Source organism: Bradyrhizobium sp. Crot121 (assembly GCF_059512385.1).
The window spans coordinates 38,468-56,287 of sequence record NZ_JCAMOR010000016.1 but is presented as its reverse complement, the minus strand read 5'-3'; the positions used below and the strand labels follow the sequence as shown (position 1 = coordinate 56,287).

Here is a 17,820-nt window from a genome sequence, read left to right as displayed (position 1 = left end):
TGCGTTGCGATGTAATGCAATGAAGCGTGCACGACTCCTTCCCTTCTCCCCTTGTGGGAGAAGGTGGCGCGCATGCAATGCGCGACGGATGAGGGATTGTCTCCGCGGGCGACAGTGCTCGTGGAGAGGACCCCTCACCCAAACGTGTTGGTAGCCCGCGCCTGAGCTGCCCTCTCCCACAACAAGGGGAGAAGGCGCGCCAACTGGCAGTGCGCACGCATGGTTTGGATGGTGGGCGCTACGCTTTGCCCACGCTTGTATTAGCGTCCCGGCCGGAGTTCCAGGCTCGCTAGGCCGGCGGCGACGTTGAGGCCGACCTGGCCCTGCAGGCTCAGCGGCTGCAGCGCGATCGAATTGTTGGAGCCGCCGACCAGCACGTTGCCGCCGACACCGACGCCGAGCGTCGCGCTGCCCTGCGCGCCCGCATAATTGCCGGAGAGGTCACCGGGCCCGATGCGCGAGACTGGCGCATAGACCCCCCAGGCCAGCGCCGTCTCCTCGGTGATGCCGATATCGAGGCCCACCTTCTGGATCGTCGCGATATAGCGGTCCTCCGGTACGCCCTCGGCGCGCAGCACGCAGCCGAGATGAGTGACCGACCCCACGATGAAGCCGACGCTGGCGCCGCCGCGGCATTCCAGAACGCCAACCCGCACGCGCTCTGGCTGCTGCGCGCTGGCGCCGGCGATGAGGGATGCGAGCATGACGATGGCCGTGCCCGCGCGAAGGACGAAGCGACGCATGAAGATATCTCCGGCTGAAAAAATCTGACGTGAGGTGAGACGAAGGACCGCGCGCCCGCCCGCGGCGCGTGTCCGTCTATGCCACAAGCTTCAAGGCAGTGCCAGATTGGCGACACAACCAAGTTGTACCGCGTCGTCATCTTCAGGACGCACGATACGAAGTCAGATCAGCCCAACGTCATTGCGAGTTTCGGACCGGCCTGCGAAGCCGACCCGGATCGATGAAAGCAGCGGAGCGTTACTGATGCGCAGAGACGCGCCCATCACCGCTGTCATTCCGGGGCGTCCGAAGGACGAGCCCGGAATCCATCGGGCGCCGTAGTCTGCGGTGAGATGGATTCCGGGCTCGCGCTACGCGTGCCCCGGACCATGGCCAGCGGCTTGGAACTCACTTTCTTCTCAGCGCAGCCGAGCAATCCATGCCTCCACAAATGGCGATATGGATTGCTTCGTCGCTACGCTCCTCGCAATGACGGCGGAGAGAGAGCGTGCGAACACGAAAAAGGCCCGCTTGCGCGGGCCTCTCATTCTCGCTCGACCGATCGAACTATCGCAGATTGCCGCAGAAGCGCTGGATGCGTTTGCAGGCATCTTCGAGATCCGAGGTCTTGGTGGCGTAGGAGATGCGGAACGCCGGGCCGAGGCCGAAGGCAGAACCGTGGACGACCGCGACGCCCTCGCTCTCCAGGAGCTCGGTGACGAAGTCCTCGTCGTTCTCGATCACCTTGCCGCCCGGCGATGTCTTGCCGATCGTGCCGGCGCAGGACGGATAGACGTAGAACGCGCCTTCCGGCCGAGGGCAGTCGATGCCGGCCGCCTGGTTCAGCATCGAGACCACGAGGTCGCGCCGTTCCTTGAACACCTTGTTGTTCACGGGAATGAACTCCTGCGGACCGTTGAGCGCTTCGACGGCGGCCCACTGCGAGATCGACGACGGGTTCGAGGTCGACTGCGACTGGATCGTCGCCATCGCCTTGATGAGCTGCGCGGGCCCGCCGGCATAGCCGATGCGCCAGCCGGTCATGCAATAGGCCTTGGAGACGCCGTTCACCGTCAGCGTGCGGTCGTAGAGTTTCGGCTCGATCTGCGCCGGCGTGGTGAAGACGAAATCGTCATAGACGAGGTGCTCGTACATGTCGTCGGTCATCACCCAGACATGCGGATGCTTCACCAACACATCAGTGATCGCCTTCAACTCGGCGCGCGTATAGGCGGCGCCGGTCGGGTTCGACGGCGAGTTGAGGATGATCCATTTGGTCTTCGGCGTGATCGCCTTTTCAAGATCCTCCGCGCTGAGCTTGAAGCCGCGCTCGGCCGTGCACACCACCGGCACCGATTCACCGCCCGCGAGCGCAACCATTTCCGGATAGCTCACCCAATAGGGCGCGGGAATGATGACCTCGTCGCCCGGATTGATGGTCGCCATCAGCGCGTTGTAGAGCACCTGCTTGCCGCCGGTGCCGACGATCACCTGGTTCGGCTTGTAGGTGAGGCCGTTCTCCCGCTCGAACTTGGCGATGATCGCCTCCTTCAGCTCGGGAATGCCGCCGACATCGGTGTACTTGGTCTTGCCGGCCTCGATCGCATGTATGGCCGCCAGCTTGATGTTGGCCGGCGTATCGAAATCCGGCTCACCGGCGCCCAGCCCGATGACGTTGCGGCCCGCCGCTTTCAGCGCGCGTGCTTTATCCGTGACCGCAATCGTCGCGGACGGCTTCACACGGTCAAGCGCAGCGGACAGGAAGGACATCATCGTCTCCGGACTATGTTGGGAAAAGCGCAACAACAGCGCGACCTCGTTTCTAGGACTGTTGCGGTGCAGCGGCAAGCGAAAAGCGGGGTTTCCTCGGCACTTTTGCCGCAGCCTCACGTGGCGGACCCTCGATCAGACCCGCTGCCATCACCTGATAGCAGAGGCGTGATCATTGCTGCGCCAATGGAATCATTCTGCACGCGTGCGTTGCGGGAGCGGTTTTCGACTTTTTCCATCCCGCAGCTCTTGCGACGCACCCCCATCGGCATCATTGTGGGGTTGCGTTTGCGGCGCCAAACTGCCGCTCACGCGCTTCGATTGGTGAACTCGGGCAAGATGTACAAGCTCTATTCGATGCAGCGCTCCGGCAACAGCTACAAGGTTCGCCTTGCGCTGGCGCTGCTCAATACGCCCTATGAGGCGGTCGAGGTCGACATCCTGCGCGGCGAGAGTCGCACGCCGGAGTTTCTGGCGAAGAACCCGAGCGGCCAGGTGCCGCTGCTCGAAGTCGAGAACGGCCGCTATCTCGCCGAATCCAACGCCATCCTCTGGTATGTCGCCGGCGGCACGCCGCTCGCGCCGGAGTCGAAGATCGAGCGGGCCGAGGCGCTGCAGTGGATGTTCTTCGAACAGCATGCGCTGGAGCCGAATATCGGCGCGGCCTATTTCTGGCTATCGCTGGTGAAGGGCGGCCGCGACCTCCAGACCCATGCGCTGGAGGATTGGATGGAGCGCGGCTATGCCGCGCTGCAGGTGATGGAAAACCATCTCAAGATCGCGCGCTTCTTCGCCGCCGACCAGCTCACGGTCGCCGACATCGCGCTCTACGGCTACACCCACCTCGCCGACCGCTGTGATTTCGACCTCGTCACCTTTCCCGCGATCCGCGCCTGGCTCAGGCGGGTCGAGCAGGTCCCCGGCTTCGTCGCGATGGACTGGCGGCCGGAGGCCGAATTCGACGACGCCACCGGCATCGCGGCAGGGGCTGAATAGCGGGAATTGCGGGCATAGCCCGTAGAATTACGGGTAAAACCTCGCGCTATGCCGTGGTTCTGCCATTTTTCTCACGGTCACCGCCGCAATATTGCCGGCGACGATTGCGAATCCTCGGGCCAGACAACGCGGGTGATTCGCCCGCGCATGCGAGGATTTTGACCATGACATGGTCGCCCGGCACGGCCGGCTCCAAGAGCCGCCCCGCGCCAGCAGTCCCGTCCCGACTGGCGAGCGCAATCGCCATTTCGGTCACGATCGGCGCGTTGTCACTGTGTGTCGAGGTCACGATGGCGATGCCGCTTTCGACCTGATCCGGTGGTTTCCTTTTCTACAATCGTCACCAACGCAAGGCGCGATGACTGAGATCGCGACCAGAGCATGTTGAAGACACCTGTTGGACTGGTAACAGTTGGACTGACCGTCGCGATCCTGCTCGCGGCCTCGCTGTTGATCGTCACCAGCACCCGTGGCGAGGATGGTGCGCCGGTGGTGCGGGTCCTGCCTCGCGCCGCGAAGTAGCGCGAGATGGTTCCGCTTGGAGCGGCAGGGATTCCCTCTCCACTCAAAACAGTGCCGCAACCCATCACGTGAACCTATGGAAGATCAGGAACGCGCCGGCGGCGATCAGCGCAAAGCCGAGTGCGTGGTTCCAGCCGAGCGGCTCCTTGAGATAGAGCACCGAAAAGCCCGCGAACACGACCAGCGTGATCACCTCCTGCATGGTCTTGAGCTGCGCCGCCGAATAGACCGCGCTGCCCCAGCGGTTGGCCGGCACGGCGAGCCAATACTCAAAGAAGGCGATGCCCCAGCTTACCAAGATCACCACGGGCAGCGGGCTCGCCTTGAACTTCAGATGCCCGTACCAGGCAAAGGTCATGAAGACGTTGGAGGCAAACAGCATCAGGATCGGCAGGATGGTCGGCGAAATCGTGGGCATCGATATCCTCTTGCAATGGTCCGCCACAGCATGACCGAGCAGATCTTCTTGAGCGCTCCATGCCACGGAACTGGTTTGACGCAATTCGCATAGCATTTGACTCCAACAATGCGAAAGCTTGGCGCGCGCCATCAAACCGCTCTTAAGCGTGACGCGCAAAATCCCGCCGCAAGCGAAATCCGTCGTCAAACTGCGCGCCTATCGTCGGTTGTAACGAGGCGCAAACATGCAGTTGAACTGGCGCACGATCCTGGGCCCTGCCCTGACGATGGCGACAGCGCTATCCGCCTTCGCCGTCGACAGACATTTCGCCGCCGTGCCGAATCCGGCGCCCTTGTTCGTTTGCATCGTCGCGCTGGCAAGTTCCATCGGCGGCATCGCGTCGGGACTCGTGAGTGCGGCCATCGCGGTGGCGGGCTCGGCGATCTTCTTCCTCAACCATCGCGCCACGCCAGGCTACGACCTGTCGGACCTGGCGCGGATGGCGATGCTGGCGGCGACCGCCATTGTCACAGCCGTCATCACCGGTCTGCTCAGGCGAAAATGGATCGATGCCTTCGCCTGGGAGCAGAAGCATCATGCCACTGCCGAGCGCCTGAAGGCCGCGCTCGACCGGGTCGACATCGGCATCGTGCTGTTGGATTCGGACACGCGGGCGGAGTTCATCAATCGCGCTTTCCGCGACTATTTCGCGCTTGCCGACGAGCAAGCCGAAAGCAAACCGCCGTTCATCGCGCTGATGTATCATGGCCGCGACACCGGCGCCTACGAATTGCCGAAGCACGAATTGAACGACTTCATCGCGCGACGCATCGAGATGATGCGGATCGGCGATTCCACCCCGATCAACATCAACCTCGCCGATGGCCAGGTGCTGCGCTTCAGTTGCACGGCGCTGCCCGACGGCGGCCGCATGCTGAGCTACACGCCGGTGACCGATCTGGTGCGCAGCACCGACGATCCTGATAAGGCTGACTATTATCGTTCCCTGCGCGGCATCGGTCGCGCCCTTGATCGCGGGCTTGGCCCGGCTTTGCGCGCCGCCGAATAGCATGAATTAAGCGAGCCACGCCGCCGGCTGTGGATAACTTGCCTGTCACCCGCGCGTAACAAAGCACGGCTAGGCTTTCTTACGCGTTTGATCAGGCCCCCCGTCTCGGATCACACGCCCCCCGAGCGGTCCCCGTCAGTCGCCGCGTCTGACCGGGGCCGCTTTTTTTTGCGCGACATCCGCTCATGGCTGCACTGCAGCCGACGATGATGTGCGAGCCCGCCGCCGCCTTGCGAGGAACTGGCGTGCGGGCCACAATACATTCTCTTTCCTCCAATTTTCGGATCGCTCCATGCAAATTCGCAATCTCGGCGGCTCGGGCTTACGCGTTTCCGCCGTCGGCCTCGGCTGCAACAATTTCGGCCAGCGCACCGACCTCGAAACCTCGCGCCAAGTGATCCACCGCGCGCTCGACCTCGGCATCACCCTGTTCGACACCGCCGACATCTATGCCGGCATGGGCGGCTCGGAGACGGTGCTCGGCACCGTGCTCGGCGATCGCCGCAAGGACATCGTGCTGGCGACAAAATATTCCAAGCCGATGGCGACTGACGGCACCAAGCAGGGTGCCTCGCGGCGCTACATCATGTCGGCGGTCGAAGCGAGCTTGAAGCGATTGAAGACCGACTACATCGATCTCTACCAGCAGCATGATTACGACCCGCTGACCCCGATCGATGAATCCCTGCGCGCGCTCGACGATCTCGTACGGCAGGGCAAGGTGCGTTACATCGGCAATTCGAACTTCCCGTCCTGGCGCATCGCCGAAGCCGAATATGTCGCGCGTGCGATGAACGTGAACCGCTTCGTCTCCTGCCAGGACGAATACAGCCTTCTCGTGCGCGATATCGAAAAGGACCTGCTGCCGGCGGCGCAGGAATACAATCTGGGCCTGTTGCCGTTCTTCCCGCTCGCGAGCGGCCTGCTGACCGGCAAGTATCAGCGCGGCGCAGTGGCGCCGGCGGACACGCGCTTTGGCAAGGTGCCGATGCTGCGCGACCGCTACGTCACGCCGCGCAACGAGGACATCGTCGACAAGCTTCAGGCCTTCGCCAAGGAGCGCGGCCACACTTTGCTGGAGCTCGCCTTCTCCTGGCTCGCCGCCCGCCCGCAAGTCTCGAGCGTGATCGCCGGCGCCACGCGCGTCGAGCAGGTCGAGCAGAACGTCAAGGCGATCGGCTGGACGTTGAGCGCGGAAGAGCTGACGCAGATCGACGCGATTACGAAGGGATAAGTCCTATTTGCGCTCTAGCTGTCGGGTCGGCGATGCCTTAACCTGCTCTTGCTCGATCGCAAAGGCATCAGGGAATGGCTCGTAAGTCCGAAGAAGATGCTCATGATGCGCTCGCCCGGGCGCAAGACCTCATCTATGACGCTTGGGAGGCAGGCACGGCTAGGCGCCGTATCGCACTTGCCGAGGAGGCACTGACAATCAGTCCACTGTGCGCGGACGCCTATGTTTTGCTGGCCGAGCATGCCAAGCCAAGTTCGGATGAGGAGCTTAATCTTTGGCGTCGTGGCGTCGAAGTCGGAAGGCAGGCCCTTGGTGATGCTGCCTTCGAAGAGTACGTGGGAGAGTTCTGGGGCTTCTTAGAAACACGGCCCTACATGCGCGCGCGTTTTGGATTAGCGCGAGCATTGTGGGCCCGCGGTGTTCAGGGCGAGGCAATCGACCACCTTCGTGACATCCTGCGGCTAAACCCGAACGATAACCAGGGGGCTAGGTACGTTCTGGCGGCGCTGCTTGTCGAAGCGCAACGGGACCACGACCTCGCCTTGCTTCTCAAGGACTATCCGGATGACGGTGCAGCCGCATGGTCCTGGACGGAGGCATTGGCGGCATTTCGGCGAGCCGGCGACTGCAAGGAAAGCCGGGCGCGACTGACGCAAGCTGTGACTGACAACGGCCATGTGGTGGCTTACCTGTTGGGCGAGAGACCAGTTCCCAAATCATTGCCGTCATACATCAGCCCTGGTGACGAGGATGAAGCGATCTACTATGTGGTGGATTTCCGGGCCGGATGGGCGAACACGCCAGGCGCTATCGACTGGTTGCGGCTGGTGACTTCCCCGCGAAAGACCGTCGAGCGACAAGCGAGAAGCAGGTCACGCCCGCAATAGTCGACGCTCGTACAAAGCTGAGTCAATTCATTGCAGACGTTGGTCATGAAGACGCTAGGGCTCCGGTCGCTTTCTACAATCAGCATCTGTGGTTGTGGGTCCCGGCTCAAGGGCGGGGACGACGGCGCGGCTGGGGTGTGAGCTTTACGATACCAACCCCTGCATTGGCTTGGCGGCGCGGCTGTCTGGAAACACGCTCTCCGCCAGCACGCGCTCGGCGAGGCCGAACTGGTCGTGCAGCACCCCCTTCATCACGGCGCGCAAATCGGTGGTCGGCGCGAGGTCGCGGCCCTGATAGAGATTGGCGGGCTTCAGGCCGGGCCAATCCGAGATCACGCGTCCGCCCTTCACCGCGCCGCCGGCGAGCAGCGCAATGGTGCCGGTGCCGTGGTCGGTACCTTCGGTGCCGTTGATGCGCGCGGTGCGGCCGAATTCGGTGGCAACCACGATCACGGTATCGCGCCAGCGGTCGCCAAGCCCGCCTTCGAATTCCGCCAGCGCGCCATCGAGGCCGCCGAGCAGTTGCGCGAGACGGCCGACCGGCCCGCCCTCCTTGGCGTGGGTATCCCAGCCGTCGAAAGCGAGCGCGCCGATCCGCGGCCCGTCATCGGCCGCCATCAGTTTCGCGGCGCCGCGCGCCACCAGCCGCATCGCACCGATGCCATTGGTGCCGGGCTTCGGCTTCATCTCGTCGCCTTTCGCGACTTTCTCGAGCTGCAAGCCCTGCGTGAGCGCCAAGGCGAGCGCGGGATCGCGATGCTGATACAGCTCGAGCAGGCGCATCGCGGTGTCGTCATCGGCCTGCGGCAGCGCGACTGGCGCCCAGCCGACGGTCGGCGCCGCGCCGCGCAGCACCAGTGGCGTCGTCGGGCCGACAGCGAGCGCGCGCGTCACGCGCTCGCCTTTCGGCAGCGCTTCGAGCGCGCGGTTGAGCCAGCCCGATTGCACCCTGCCCGGACCGGCAAATCCGCTTTCGAGCACGTCCTGTCCGTCGAAATGCGAGCGCTCGCGATAGGAAGTCGCGACCGCATGGATCACGGCGCCCTGTTTGGCGCGATACATTCGCGCGAATTCCGGCATCGCCGGATGCAGGCCGAAAAAGGTGTCGAGCATGACGGCTGCGTTCGGGCCATCCGGCCGGAGCGCGATCGAGCCATGCAGGCCGGCGTATTCAGGGTCGCCGATCGGCGCCACTGTCGCAAGGCCATCCAGCGCACCGCGCAGGATCACCACGACCAGCCGCGGATCGCCTCCGTCAGCCGCGCGCGCAAATTTCGGCAAGTACGCCCAGGCGGCGAACGCAGCGCCGCCAAGCAGCAGAGAGCGGCGCGAGGTGGCCTGTGATCGCAGCCCTTCACAGCATTGCATCGTCACCTCCTCTGGAATTCCGGCGACATCAACAGCAGCGCCAGCGCCTGCTGCCGCGATTCCGCGCGCTCGACGGTGCGCCGCGTGTCCGGCGAGGCGGCATCCGCGGCGACGAGATCGAGCAGCTCGCGCGGGTCGATGCCGTCGCCAAGGCGCGAGGCGATCTGCGCCGAGATATCGAGCCGCAGCTTCATGCCTTCAGGCGCGGCCCATGCCGCGCTGGTATCGGGAAAACCGTTCGGTCCGGCGGGCGACCACAATGGCTGACCAAGGACGTTGAGGCCGCCCAGATAGCGGGAGGGATCTTCGGGATTGCGCCCGAGCAGCCGGCCGGAGGCGATCAGGAATTCGTAAGGCGAGCGCATCTTGGTCGGCGGCGCGTCCCACGCCTCACTGGAATCCACCAGCGCGGTCGCGAGCGCCTTCAGATCGCCGTCGGTCCTTCCGAAGACATCCTGCAGTCGCGCCATCAGGGCCGGCGGCGGATCGTCGGCCACGAAGTGGCGCGCGAATTTGGTGGCGATGAATTTTGCCGTCGAAGGATGGCGGGCGATATCGGCGAGCACGGCCTCGCCCTGCGCCACGCCACTCTGCTCGTAGACCTTGCCCATTACGCGCTGCGCGCCGGGCTGATGCGCATTGGCGTTGAACACAAAGGTACCGGGCGGACCGAGCTGGCCCTGCCGGCCGGCAAAGGTCCAGCCCGTGATGACGCGCGCGAGCGCGGTGACGTCGTCCTGGGTATAGCCGCCGCCGACGCCGAGTGTGTGCAACTCCATGATCTCGCGCGCGAGGTTTTCGTTGAGGCCGCGGTTGCGGTTAATGCCGGCGCGCGAGTCCGGACCCAAGGATTGCTGGTTGTCGAGGAAGAACAGCATCGCCGGATGCTGCTCGACCGCCATCAGCATGTCGGCGAAGCGGCCGAGCACATGCGGCCGGATCGCCTCGCGCTCGAACGAGCCAGCCCAGATCCGCGCCAGACCGCCCTTATTGGCGGAGATGCAGAAATGGTTCGACCAGAACACGACCAGGCGCTCGACGAATCCGCAATCGGCGAAGCTGGCGCGCTGGATGCGCGCCAGCGCTTCAGTGCGAAACGTCTTCTGAATGACATTGGGCGGTTGCGGCGGAGGCTTCGGCGGATTGGGCTGCATCGCATCCGGCCGCGCCATCGCGGCATTCACGTTATTGCCGTCGGCGGATGATGCCATCGACTCCTTGGCCGTCATGTCCGTGGCGATCGAGGATATCGACGGATTGCGGCGCTGCGCTTTGGGTTCCGTCGGCGGCGCTTCCGTTACTGCTCCCGATTTTGCGACGGCGTCGCGCGCCTGCTGAATCTCGAACTGATAGTCGAACAGGGCCTTGCCGAGCGCCGGCGTCGAGGAAAGCCCGGGCATCTCCAGGAGCGCGGCATTGGCGCGATTGAGTTCTGATTTGACAAAGCCGCGCGGATCGGATGCCGCGTCGACGAAATCGCCGGAAGCGCCGCCGCGGGCGCCGAAGCCGAAGCGATTGAGCGCAACAAGGGCTGCTTGCGAATCGCGGGCCATCGGATTTCCCTTCGGGCGTCCTCGGTCTATGATTTGCATGATCCGGAAAAGTGGGAACCGGTTTTCCGAAAAGATCATGCTCAAACAAAGAAGCGCAACATTATAGCGCGCATGCGGATGAACCACGGATTAATTCCGCAATAGGAGAGCGGCCGGTTACATGACAAATCGGAAAGAAAGCACCCCGCGTCAGCTTTCCTGCAGACGCTGCGGCACGGGCTTCACCTGCGACCTGTCGGGCGAGTGCTGGTGCGCGGCGGAACCCTTCCGCCTGCCGATGCCGGCCCATGATGGCGGCGACTGCCTGTGCCCGGATTGCCTCCGCGCGCTCGCGAGTCAGCAAACCGATACGGCCGCGATGTGATGAGCCGCTGGGACATCAGCGCCGTCCTGCTCGATATGGATGGAACGCTGCTCGATACCGAGAAGGTGTATTTCGACAGCCTGGTCGCGGCGCTGAACGCGCGTGGCTATACCGACGATGTCACTACCCTCTGCCACGCCATGATCGGCCTTCCCGGGCCGGAATGCGAGTTGATGCTGGTGAGGCGCTACGGCGACGATTTCCCGCTCGCCGAGATCAACAAGGCTTTCGCCGCCAACCGTGACGAAATGCTTCGCGCAGGGTTGCCGCTGAAGGCCGGCGCCGTCGAGCTGCTCGACGCGCTTCGGTCCGCGCAATGTCCGATGGCGATCGTGACCTCCTCCTCGCGCCGCTCTGCCGACCAGCACCTCACGCTCGCAGGAATCCGCGCGCGCTTTGACACTATCCTGACGCGGGACGACGTCACGCACTGCAAGCCGAGCCCGGATCTGTATCTCTTGGCTGCGCAACGGCTCCGCGTAAAGCCACAAGCCTGCGTCGCGATCGAGGATTCCAACCATGGCGTGACCGCGGCCCACGCCGCCGGTGCGATCACGCTGATGGTGCCGGACATGATCCCGCCGACCGAGGAAACGCGCGCCAAATGCGCCGCGGTTCTGCCGGACCTCAACGCGGCGCTGGCGATGCTGCGCGAACGCGGCGCGCTGTAGCACTCGTCATTGCGAGCGCAGCGAAGCAATCCATCTCTCCGCGCGTGAAGACATGGATTGCTTCGTCGCTTCGCTCCTCGCAATGACGGTGAACTCTACACCTCGTATCCCGGCGACTTCCGCGCCATGCCGTCGAAGGCGTCGAGCAGGCGCTCGCGCCAGGCATAGACCGGATCGTTCTCGACCAGCAGCTTGAAAGGGCTCACCACGCGTGCCCACTGGAAGCCGCCGAACACGATGTAGTCGGCATAATTCGGCTTGTCGCCGCCGAGATAGGCCTGCGTCCGCAGCGTCAGCCGCAGCGGATCGAGACTCCTACAGAAGCCTTCGACCGCGTGATCGCGCGTGGCCGCGGCCTCTTCCAGCGGCTTGCCGAGCCGCGCCTCGCGCGTCCTACGGAAATAGGCAACGTCGTCAGGCGCGAGATGCGCGGGGATATCGGCGACGATCAGCGGGAAGATGCCGCCGACCACAGTGACATCGCCCCACCAGTTCAGCATCCGCCCCATGGCGCGCCCGCCCTCGCCGCCGAACAGCGAGGGACGGTCGGCATAGGTGTCCTCGAGATAATTGGCGATCGCCCAGGAGTCGGTCACCGTGGTGTCACCGTCGAGCAGCACCGGCACCTTGTCGGACTTGTGCGGCGCGATCGCTTCTTTGTGCGTGAAGCACCAGGGGATCGACTCGGCGCCAAGCCCCTTGTGCGCCAGCGCCATCCGTATGCGCCAGCAATACGGGCTGAACGGACGGGACGTGTCCGTGCCGACGAGTTCGAACAGTTTCATGGCCATGGATCAATCCCGCTGATGTCGGCCGTCAGACTAGCCGTCATTGCGAGGAGCGCAAGCGACGAAGCAATCCACGCTTCCGCACGCGGCGACATGGATTGCTTCGCTGCGCTCGCAATGACGGCAACAACAGCGCTACCGCACCACCGCCGCGGTCTGGCCGAACAGGATCTTGCGCTCCTCCTCGGTGCGGATCGCGGGCTGGCCGAAATTCGGATTGACCTCTTTCGCCTTGGCATAGGCGCGCACCGTGGCGGGCCGCTCCCGGATCGTTTCCAGCCAGCGCTTCAGATGCGGGAAATCGTCGATGTTCTGGCCCTGGTTCTGGTAGCCGACGACCCAGGGATAGCTCGCCATGTCGGCGATCGAATAGTCGCCGGCGACGAATTCGCGGTCGATCAGGCGCTTGTTGAGCACGCCATAGAGTCGGTTGGTCTCGTTCACATAGCGGTCGATGGCATATTGCAGCTTCTCTTGCGCATAGTTGCGGAAGTGATGGTTCTGCCCCGCCATCGGCCCGAGGCCGGCCATCTGCCAGAACGTCCACTGGATCGCGTCATAGCGGCCATAGAGATCGGCGGGCAGGAACTTGCCGGTCTTCTCGGCGAGATAGAGCAGGATCGCGCCGGACTCGAACAGCGAGATCGGCTTGCTGCCGCCCTTCGGCGCATGGTCGACGATCGCAGGAATCCGGTTGTTGGGCGCGATCTCCAGGAATTCCGACGCGAACTGCTCGCCCTTGCCGATGTTGACCGGGATGATCTTGTAGTCGAGCCCAGTCTCCTCGAGGAACATCGTGATCTTGTGGCCGTTCGGCGTGGTCCAGTAATGGAGGTCGATCATGGGCATGATCCTGCGGCTGGGAGGGAACGCGCATCGGAGAAAGATGCGAATGCATGAATCTCGCAGAACCGGTGCCGAGTCAATCCGCTTCTTGACGCCATGCGCGCGAATTTGATCGGCGGGTGCACCGCCGCGCGATTGAGGCGGGCTCGCCTCGGTCCTACGCTTGAGCGCTCTTTGCAGTCAGAATGTCGTCTGGGAGGATTCAATGACGAGAGATTTGCCACGACGTGATTTTCTGAAAGGTTCAGCCGCGCTCGCCGGCATCGCGGCTGCCGGCGGATTTTCCTGCGTCGAGATCGCGAGTGCAGCGCCGATCGAGGTGCCGACCGTCGACAGACTGTCGATCCGCGTGCTGGTCGACAGCAGCTACGACATGTTCTTCCGCCCGAAACAGGCAAACGGCGTATCGATCGCGCCGCCGGCACGAAGCGCAGACTTCCGCAAGTCGCTGCACAATGAATGGGGCCTGTCGCTGTGGCTGGAATCTCAGGCCGCAGACACCCAGCGCACGCTGATGCTGGACTACGGCTACACGCCCGACGTGCTCATCAACAATATGGAGCTGGTGGGCGTCGAGCCGGCGAAGCTCGACGCGCTGATCGTCAGCCACGGGCACTACGATCATTTCGGCGGCCTGATCGGCTTTCTGGATAAATATCGCGGCAAGCTTCCGGCGGACGTGAAGCTCTACGCCGGCGGCGAGGACAATTTCTGCCATCGCGTCAACGCGACGCCGACCAAGGGTCAGTTCGCCGATTTCGGCACGCTCGACCGCCGCGAGCTTGCCGCGCATAACGTCACGACCGTTCTCTGCGAAACGCCGACCGTGATCGCCGGCCATGCGTTCACGACGGGCAAGATCACGCGACGCAGCATCGAGCGTATCCTGCCGCAGACCTGGGTCGAGTTCGGCATGAAGGATGGGCTCGGCTGCAACGCCAGCCACTATTTGCCGGCCGAGATGGACGGCAAGATCGTCCCGGACGAGCACATCCACGAGCATGCGACCTGCTTCAACGTGAAAGACAAGGGGCTGGTGGTGATCAGCTCCTGCGGCCATGTCGGCATCGTCAATTCGGTGAAGCAGGCGCAGGAGGTCTCAGGGATCCAGAAGGTGCACGCCGTCGTCGGCGGCTTCCATCTCGGACCGGCGCCGAAGGACTACCTCACCGAGGTCGTGGCCGAGATGAAGAAACTCGAGCCTGATGTCGTGGTGCCCATGCATTGCAGCGGGCTGAACTTCGTCCAGGAGGCAAGCGCGCAGATGGGCGACAAGGTGCTCGTCACCACGACGGGCAGCCGCCTCTCCTTCGGGGCATGATCCTGCGCGCCATCAGCAGTGTCGGCATCGGCCTGTGGCTGATGCTGGCGCCTGCCTGCGCGGGCGATGCGCCGGCGCGATCGGCGGCTGAGATCATGGACATCCTGATGTGGAACCGGGAGCCGGTCGGCGGTCCGTTCGAGCTTGTCGACCACACCGGCCATATCCGCACCGAGCGCGATTTCCGCGGGAAGCTGATGCTGGTCTATTTCGGCTTTACTTATTGCCCCGATGTCTGCCCCACCGATCTGCAGGCGATCGGGCTTGCTATGGACCGGCTCGGCAATGATGCCGACAAGGTGCAACCCCTGTTCATCACCGTCGATCCCGAACGCGACACGCCGCAGCATCTGGCGGAATACGTGCCGCTGTTTCATCCGCGCCTGATCGGATTGACCGGAAGCCTTGATGCGATCCGCAAGGCAGCGGACGCCTACAAGGTCTACAGCGCCAAGGTGCCGCTTGGGAAAGACAACTACACTGTCGATCACACCGCGTTCATCTATCTGATGGATCGCGATGGCGGCTATCTCGGCTTCTTCCCGCCGGGCACCTCGGCCGACCGCATGATCGAGATCATCCGCCCGCACCTCGCCAGGTAGAGCGTTTGCCACTGCGCTGTTATAGGGCACTCAGCCAGCGCGGCCGTGCTCGCGCAGGAATCGTTCGCCAGTTTCGGTGACCACCACCCGCAAACCCTCGACTGTCGGGCGGCGCATGACATAGCCGCGGTCGACGGCGTCTTCCCAGATCGTCAGCCGTGGGCACGAGGTGCGCCAGGTCTCGATCACCTCGGCATAAGGCCGCGGCTCGCGCGCGATCCATTCGACGAGATCGAGCACCAACGCATCCGTCGCCTCCGCCATCGGACTTCCTCCGTCAATGCGCCATCGCGCTGTTACGCGCGACGAGCAGCCAGCCGCCATAGAGGATGTAGTAGCTTGCAACCGTCGTGATCAGCCGGTTCGCCCAGGTGCGAAATTGCGTGTCGCTCATCGCTTCCAGGATTCGCCGCGCCAGCGTGGTGCCGAGCATCGAGGCCGCGACAGCCACGCCCGCCAACACCGGATCGAGCGTCGCGGCCTGGTCGATGATGCCGCCGAAATAGATCAGCTTGGTGAAATGGCTCGCCACCTGGCAGGTCGCCTTGGTCGCGACCACTTCGCGGCGGCCGAAATTGCCGCCGAGAAAGAAGGTGTCCATCAGCGGGCCGGAGACGCCGGTCATCAGCATCAGCCCCATGCAGGCCGAGCCGTAGAAGCTGCCTTGCCAGATGCTGTCGGGGTTCGGCTTTATTCCCTTCGGCATCAGCCGTGCCATGAAGGGCGTGACGCCAAGCAGGAGCAGCGCGATCGGCTTGTCCGGCACGTAGCGCGCCGCCGACCAGATCGCCAGCGCCACGCCGCAGCCGATCAGGTAGACCGCGACCGGCCGCCAGCGGATATGCGCCCGCCACAGCAAGGCGCGCCAGCCGTTACTGGCCATCTGCGTGATCGCATGCAGCACCATCGCCGAGGGCAGCGGCAGGATGGTGAGCAGCACGCCAATCAGGATCAGCCCGCCGGCCATGCCGAACAGCCCCGACAGGAATGCCGTCGCGACCATCAGCACGCCAAGGGCTGCAATCACAAGCGGGCTCACCGTGTTTCCTCCTGATGATGTTTTCTGCCCCGCTTGGACACGGCGCGCAAACTGAGTTATCTCCTCCTGGCATCAGTTTTCCTGAGGGTAACAGGCTTGCGGCGGCTGCTCTTTCTCAACGGCATCAAGGCATTCGAGGCGGCGGCGCGCACCGGCAGCTTTGCCGCCGCGGGCGCCGAGCTCAACGTCACGGCCGCCGCGATCAGCCGGATGGTGCATCTGCTCGAAGAGCGGCTCGGGGTGGCGCTGTTCGAACGCAAGGCCAATCGCCTCGTCACCACGGCGGCCGGCCGCTTCTACCAGAGCGGCTTGACGCCGATCTTCGATGCGCTGGCGAGCCTGACGGCACAGGTGACCGCGCCCGCGAGCGTCCGTGTCCTGACTATCGGCGTCGGGCCGACGTTTGCGATGAAATGGCTGATCCCGCGGCTTGCCGATTTCCAGAAGGAAGAGCCCGAGATCGAGGTCCGCATCACCACCGGGGGCGCCGCGGCGCCGGAGCCGTTCAGCGACGACTGGAGCTGCGGCATCAAGCTCGGGGACGGCGACTGGCCGGGGCTGGTGGCCGAGCCGCTGTTCGCCGCCGATCTCCTCCCGGTGTGCGCGCCGCGGCTGGCGAGCCAGCTCAAGCGCGCGAGCGACCTGAAGGGGAGAAGCCTGCTCCGCGTCGCGCACTCGCCCGACGATTGGCCGAAATGGCTGAAGGCCGCGAGCATTGCCAGGGTCACGGCGCGCGGGCCTGAGTTCGAATTTTACGGCCAGGCGCTGCAGGCGGCCGTCGACGGCCTTGGCGTCGCGATGGGAATCCGTCCCTATATCGACGACGACCTCGCCGCGGGGCGGCTGGTCGCGCCGTTCGAGCTGAGCGTGCCGAAGGGCATGCGCTGGTATCTCGTCTATCATGGCTTCCGCACCGGTCAGCGCGACTTTGCCGCCTTCCGCCGCTGGATCATCCGCGCCGCGGCCGAGCCCGCCACGCGGGCCAAGGGGCAGCGATCCCTCGTGAGGGACGAGACGAGCAGGTAATGATCACATTGTCGCAGCCCTGACGGCTGGACAGCGCGACCGAGACTGGCAATAATAAACAATTATTGGTTGCATTTATATTTGACGACCCCCTGGTCGCGTTGATGGAAAACGCCATGTCCAAGGGCAGAGTTCTCCTGGTCGCTCTCACACCGAAGATGATTGCGAACGAGTTGTTGCATGGCATTCACCAACCGCGCCGAGCTTTTCCCGAGTCTGCACATCAACGGAGCGATACATTTGCGCGCCTTACCGGAGGGAGTGAGCTCGTCACGCCACTTCCGCACCGGTCCGCGCGCCTGTAACGAAAGATTCTTGCGCAGTGTGATCCAGTTCACAAAGTTCGCCGCCCAGGGCGTGGTTTGGTCCCCCGCGGGAAAAACCTGGGATCGCAGGCATGATTTACGGCGCCTTTGAGATCAACTCATTTGAGGCAGGGAAGGGGCTATGGCACGCCAGGATTCAACGAGCCGATCGCGAGCCGGTCGTCATCGATGGCATCTCGTTTCCGACACTCGAGCTCGGCTTTGCGTGGTCCGATCGGGATGCGGCGATCGCCCACGCGAAAGCGCAGATCGACCGCTACGGCCGGCGCTATGGGGTGATCTCAACCGAACCGTCGCCGACTTCGCGATAATCGG

At 63.9% G+C, this 17,820-nt stretch carries 20 protein-coding genes; 11 read left to right on the top strand and 9 right to left on the bottom strand.

Going from position 1 to position 17,820, the window contains the following annotated elements; translation table 11 throughout:
• Positions 1-260 precede the first annotated feature (260 nt).
• Together AC5ZGW_RS16495 and AC5ZGW_RS16490 are read right to left on the bottom strand one after the other, a co-directional pair.
• A complete protein-coding gene (locus tag AC5ZGW_RS16495; protein ID WP_130227928.1) occupies positions 261-743 on the bottom strand; it encodes a DUF992 domain-containing protein in 483 nt (160 codons plus the stop codon).
• A 547-nt stretch (positions 744-1,290) separates the two neighbouring features.
• The gene (locus tag AC5ZGW_RS16490; RefSeq protein WP_130227929.1) at positions 1,291-2,493 is read right to left on the bottom strand and encodes a pyridoxal phosphate-dependent aminotransferase; all 1,203 of its coding nucleotides are present in this window, start codon (positions 2,491-2,493) and stop codon (positions 1,291-1,293) included.
• A 339-nt stretch (positions 2,494-2,832) separates the two neighbouring features.
• Here AC5ZGW_RS16490 and AC5ZGW_RS16485 point away from each other — a divergent pair, with 339 nt between their 5' ends.
• From AC5ZGW_RS16485 to AC5ZGW_RS16475, 3 genes are all read left to right on the top strand, one after another.
• Positions 2,833-3,489 (top strand): glutathione S-transferase family protein, encoded by a 657-nt coding sequence (locus AC5ZGW_RS16485; protein ID WP_130227936.1) that lies wholly within the window; start codon positions 2,833-2,835, stop codon positions 3,487-3,489.
• 164 nt (positions 3,490-3,653) lie between these two features.
• On the top strand, positions 3,654-3,803 hold the full coding sequence (locus tag AC5ZGW_RS16480) for a hypothetical protein (protein WP_165435373.1): 150 nt from the start codon (positions 3,654-3,656) through the stop codon (positions 3,801-3,803).
• A gap of 67 nt (positions 3,804-3,870) precedes the next feature.
• A complete protein-coding gene (locus AC5ZGW_RS16475) occupies positions 3,871-4,011 on the top strand; it encodes a hypothetical protein (RefSeq protein WP_165435374.1) in 141 nt (46 codons plus the stop codon).
• A gap of 64 nt (positions 4,012-4,075) precedes the next feature.
• Here the strand turns inward: AC5ZGW_RS16475 and AC5ZGW_RS16470 are convergent, their stop codons facing one another.
• On the bottom strand, positions 4,076-4,429 hold the full coding sequence (locus AC5ZGW_RS16470; protein WP_130227930.1) for a DMT family protein: 354 nt from the start codon (positions 4,427-4,429) through the stop codon (positions 4,076-4,078).
• 226 nt (positions 4,430-4,655) lie between these two features.
• Between AC5ZGW_RS16470 and AC5ZGW_RS16465 the strand changes: the two genes are divergently transcribed.
• From AC5ZGW_RS16465 to AC5ZGW_RS16455, 3 genes are all read left to right on the top strand, one after another.
• Positions 4,656-5,480 carry a PAS-domain containing protein gene (locus AC5ZGW_RS16465; protein ID WP_130227931.1) on the top strand — a complete coding sequence of 275 codons (825 nt, stop codon included), beginning with the start codon at positions 4,656-4,658 and terminating at the stop codon, positions 5,478-5,480.
• 292 nt (positions 5,481-5,772) lie between these two features.
• Positions 5,773-6,714: an aldo/keto reductase gene (locus AC5ZGW_RS16460; RefSeq protein ID WP_130227932.1), complete on the top strand. Its 942-nt coding sequence runs from the start codon at positions 5,773-5,775 to the stop codon at positions 6,712-6,714.
• A 74-nt stretch (positions 6,715-6,788) separates the two neighbouring features.
• Positions 6,789-7,601: a hypothetical protein gene (locus AC5ZGW_RS16455; RefSeq protein ID WP_130227933.1), complete on the top strand. Its 813-nt coding sequence runs from the start codon at positions 6,789-6,791 to the stop codon at positions 7,599-7,601.
• Between the two features lie 144 nt (positions 7,602-7,745).
• Here the strand turns inward: AC5ZGW_RS16455 and AC5ZGW_RS16450 are convergent, their stop codons facing one another.
• Together AC5ZGW_RS16450 and AC5ZGW_RS16445 are read right to left on the bottom strand one after the other, a co-directional pair.
• The gene (locus tag AC5ZGW_RS16450; protein ID WP_463326972.1) at positions 7,746-8,969 is read right to left on the bottom strand and encodes a DUF1501 domain-containing protein; all 1,224 of its coding nucleotides are present in this window, start codon (positions 8,967-8,969) and stop codon (positions 7,746-7,748) included.
• Positions 8,970-8,971: 2 nt separating this feature from the next.
• Entirely contained in the window at positions 8,972-10,522 is a 1,551-nt protein-coding gene (locus AC5ZGW_RS16445) for a DUF1800 domain-containing protein (protein ID WP_130230840.1), read from the bottom strand.
• Positions 10,523-10,885: 363 nt separating this feature from the next.
• On the opposite strand from AC5ZGW_RS16445, the gene AC5ZGW_RS16440 reads away from it, so the two are divergent.
• Positions 10,886-11,557: an HAD family hydrolase gene (locus tag AC5ZGW_RS16440; RefSeq protein WP_207231163.1), complete on the top strand. Its 672-nt coding sequence runs from the start codon at positions 10,886-10,888 to the stop codon at positions 11,555-11,557.
• A gap of 95 nt (positions 11,558-11,652) precedes the next feature.
• Here AC5ZGW_RS16440 and AC5ZGW_RS16435 read toward each other — a convergent pair whose 3' ends face one another.
• On the bottom strand, positions 11,653-12,348 hold the full coding sequence (locus AC5ZGW_RS16435) for a glutathione S-transferase family protein (protein ID WP_130230846.1): 696 nt from the start codon (positions 12,346-12,348) through the stop codon (positions 11,653-11,655).
• Between the two features lie 132 nt (positions 12,349-12,480).
• Entirely contained in the window at positions 12,481-13,188 is a 708-nt protein-coding gene (locus tag AC5ZGW_RS16430; protein ID WP_130230850.1) for a glutathione binding-like protein, read from the bottom strand.
• 208 nt (positions 13,189-13,396) lie between these two features.
• Between AC5ZGW_RS16430 and AC5ZGW_RS16425 the strand changes: the two genes are divergently transcribed.
• Entirely contained in the window at positions 13,397-14,512 is a 1,116-nt protein-coding gene (locus AC5ZGW_RS16425) for an MBL fold metallo-hydrolase (RefSeq protein WP_130230852.1), read from the top strand.
• Positions 14,509-15,114 (top strand): SCO family protein, encoded by a 606-nt coding sequence (locus AC5ZGW_RS16420; RefSeq protein WP_028163876.1) that lies wholly within the window; start codon positions 14,509-14,511, stop codon positions 15,112-15,114. Before AC5ZGW_RS16425 ends, AC5ZGW_RS16420 begins: the two co-directional genes overlap by 4 nt.
• A 30-nt stretch (positions 15,115-15,144) precedes the next feature.
• Here AC5ZGW_RS16420 and AC5ZGW_RS16415 read toward each other — a convergent pair whose 3' ends face one another.
• Together AC5ZGW_RS16415 and AC5ZGW_RS16410 are read right to left on the bottom strand one after the other, a co-directional pair.
• Complete coding sequence (locus tag AC5ZGW_RS16415) at positions 15,145-15,378, bottom strand: hypothetical protein (protein ID WP_028163877.1); 234 nt, start codon at positions 15,376-15,378, stop codon at positions 15,145-15,147.
• 13 nt (positions 15,379-15,391) lie between these two features.
• The gene (locus AC5ZGW_RS16410) at positions 15,392-16,153 is read right to left on the bottom strand and encodes a sulfite exporter TauE/SafE family protein (RefSeq protein WP_130230854.1); all 762 of its coding nucleotides are present in this window, start codon (positions 16,151-16,153) and stop codon (positions 15,392-15,394) included.
• Positions 16,154-16,249: 96 nt separating this feature from the next.
• Here AC5ZGW_RS16410 and AC5ZGW_RS16405 point away from each other — a divergent pair, with 96 nt between their 5' ends.
• Both AC5ZGW_RS16405 and AC5ZGW_RS16400 read left to right on the top strand, forming a co-directional pair.
• Positions 16,250-17,179 carry a LysR substrate-binding domain-containing protein gene (locus AC5ZGW_RS16405; RefSeq protein ID WP_463326974.1) on the top strand — a complete coding sequence of 310 codons (930 nt, stop codon included), beginning with the start codon at positions 16,250-16,252 and terminating at the stop codon, positions 17,177-17,179.
• Positions 17,180-17,576: 397 nt separating this feature from the next.
• Entirely contained in the window at positions 17,577-17,816 is a 240-nt protein-coding gene (locus AC5ZGW_RS16400; protein ID WP_035690096.1) for a hypothetical protein, read from the top strand.
• Positions 17,817-17,820 lie beyond the last annotated feature (4 nt).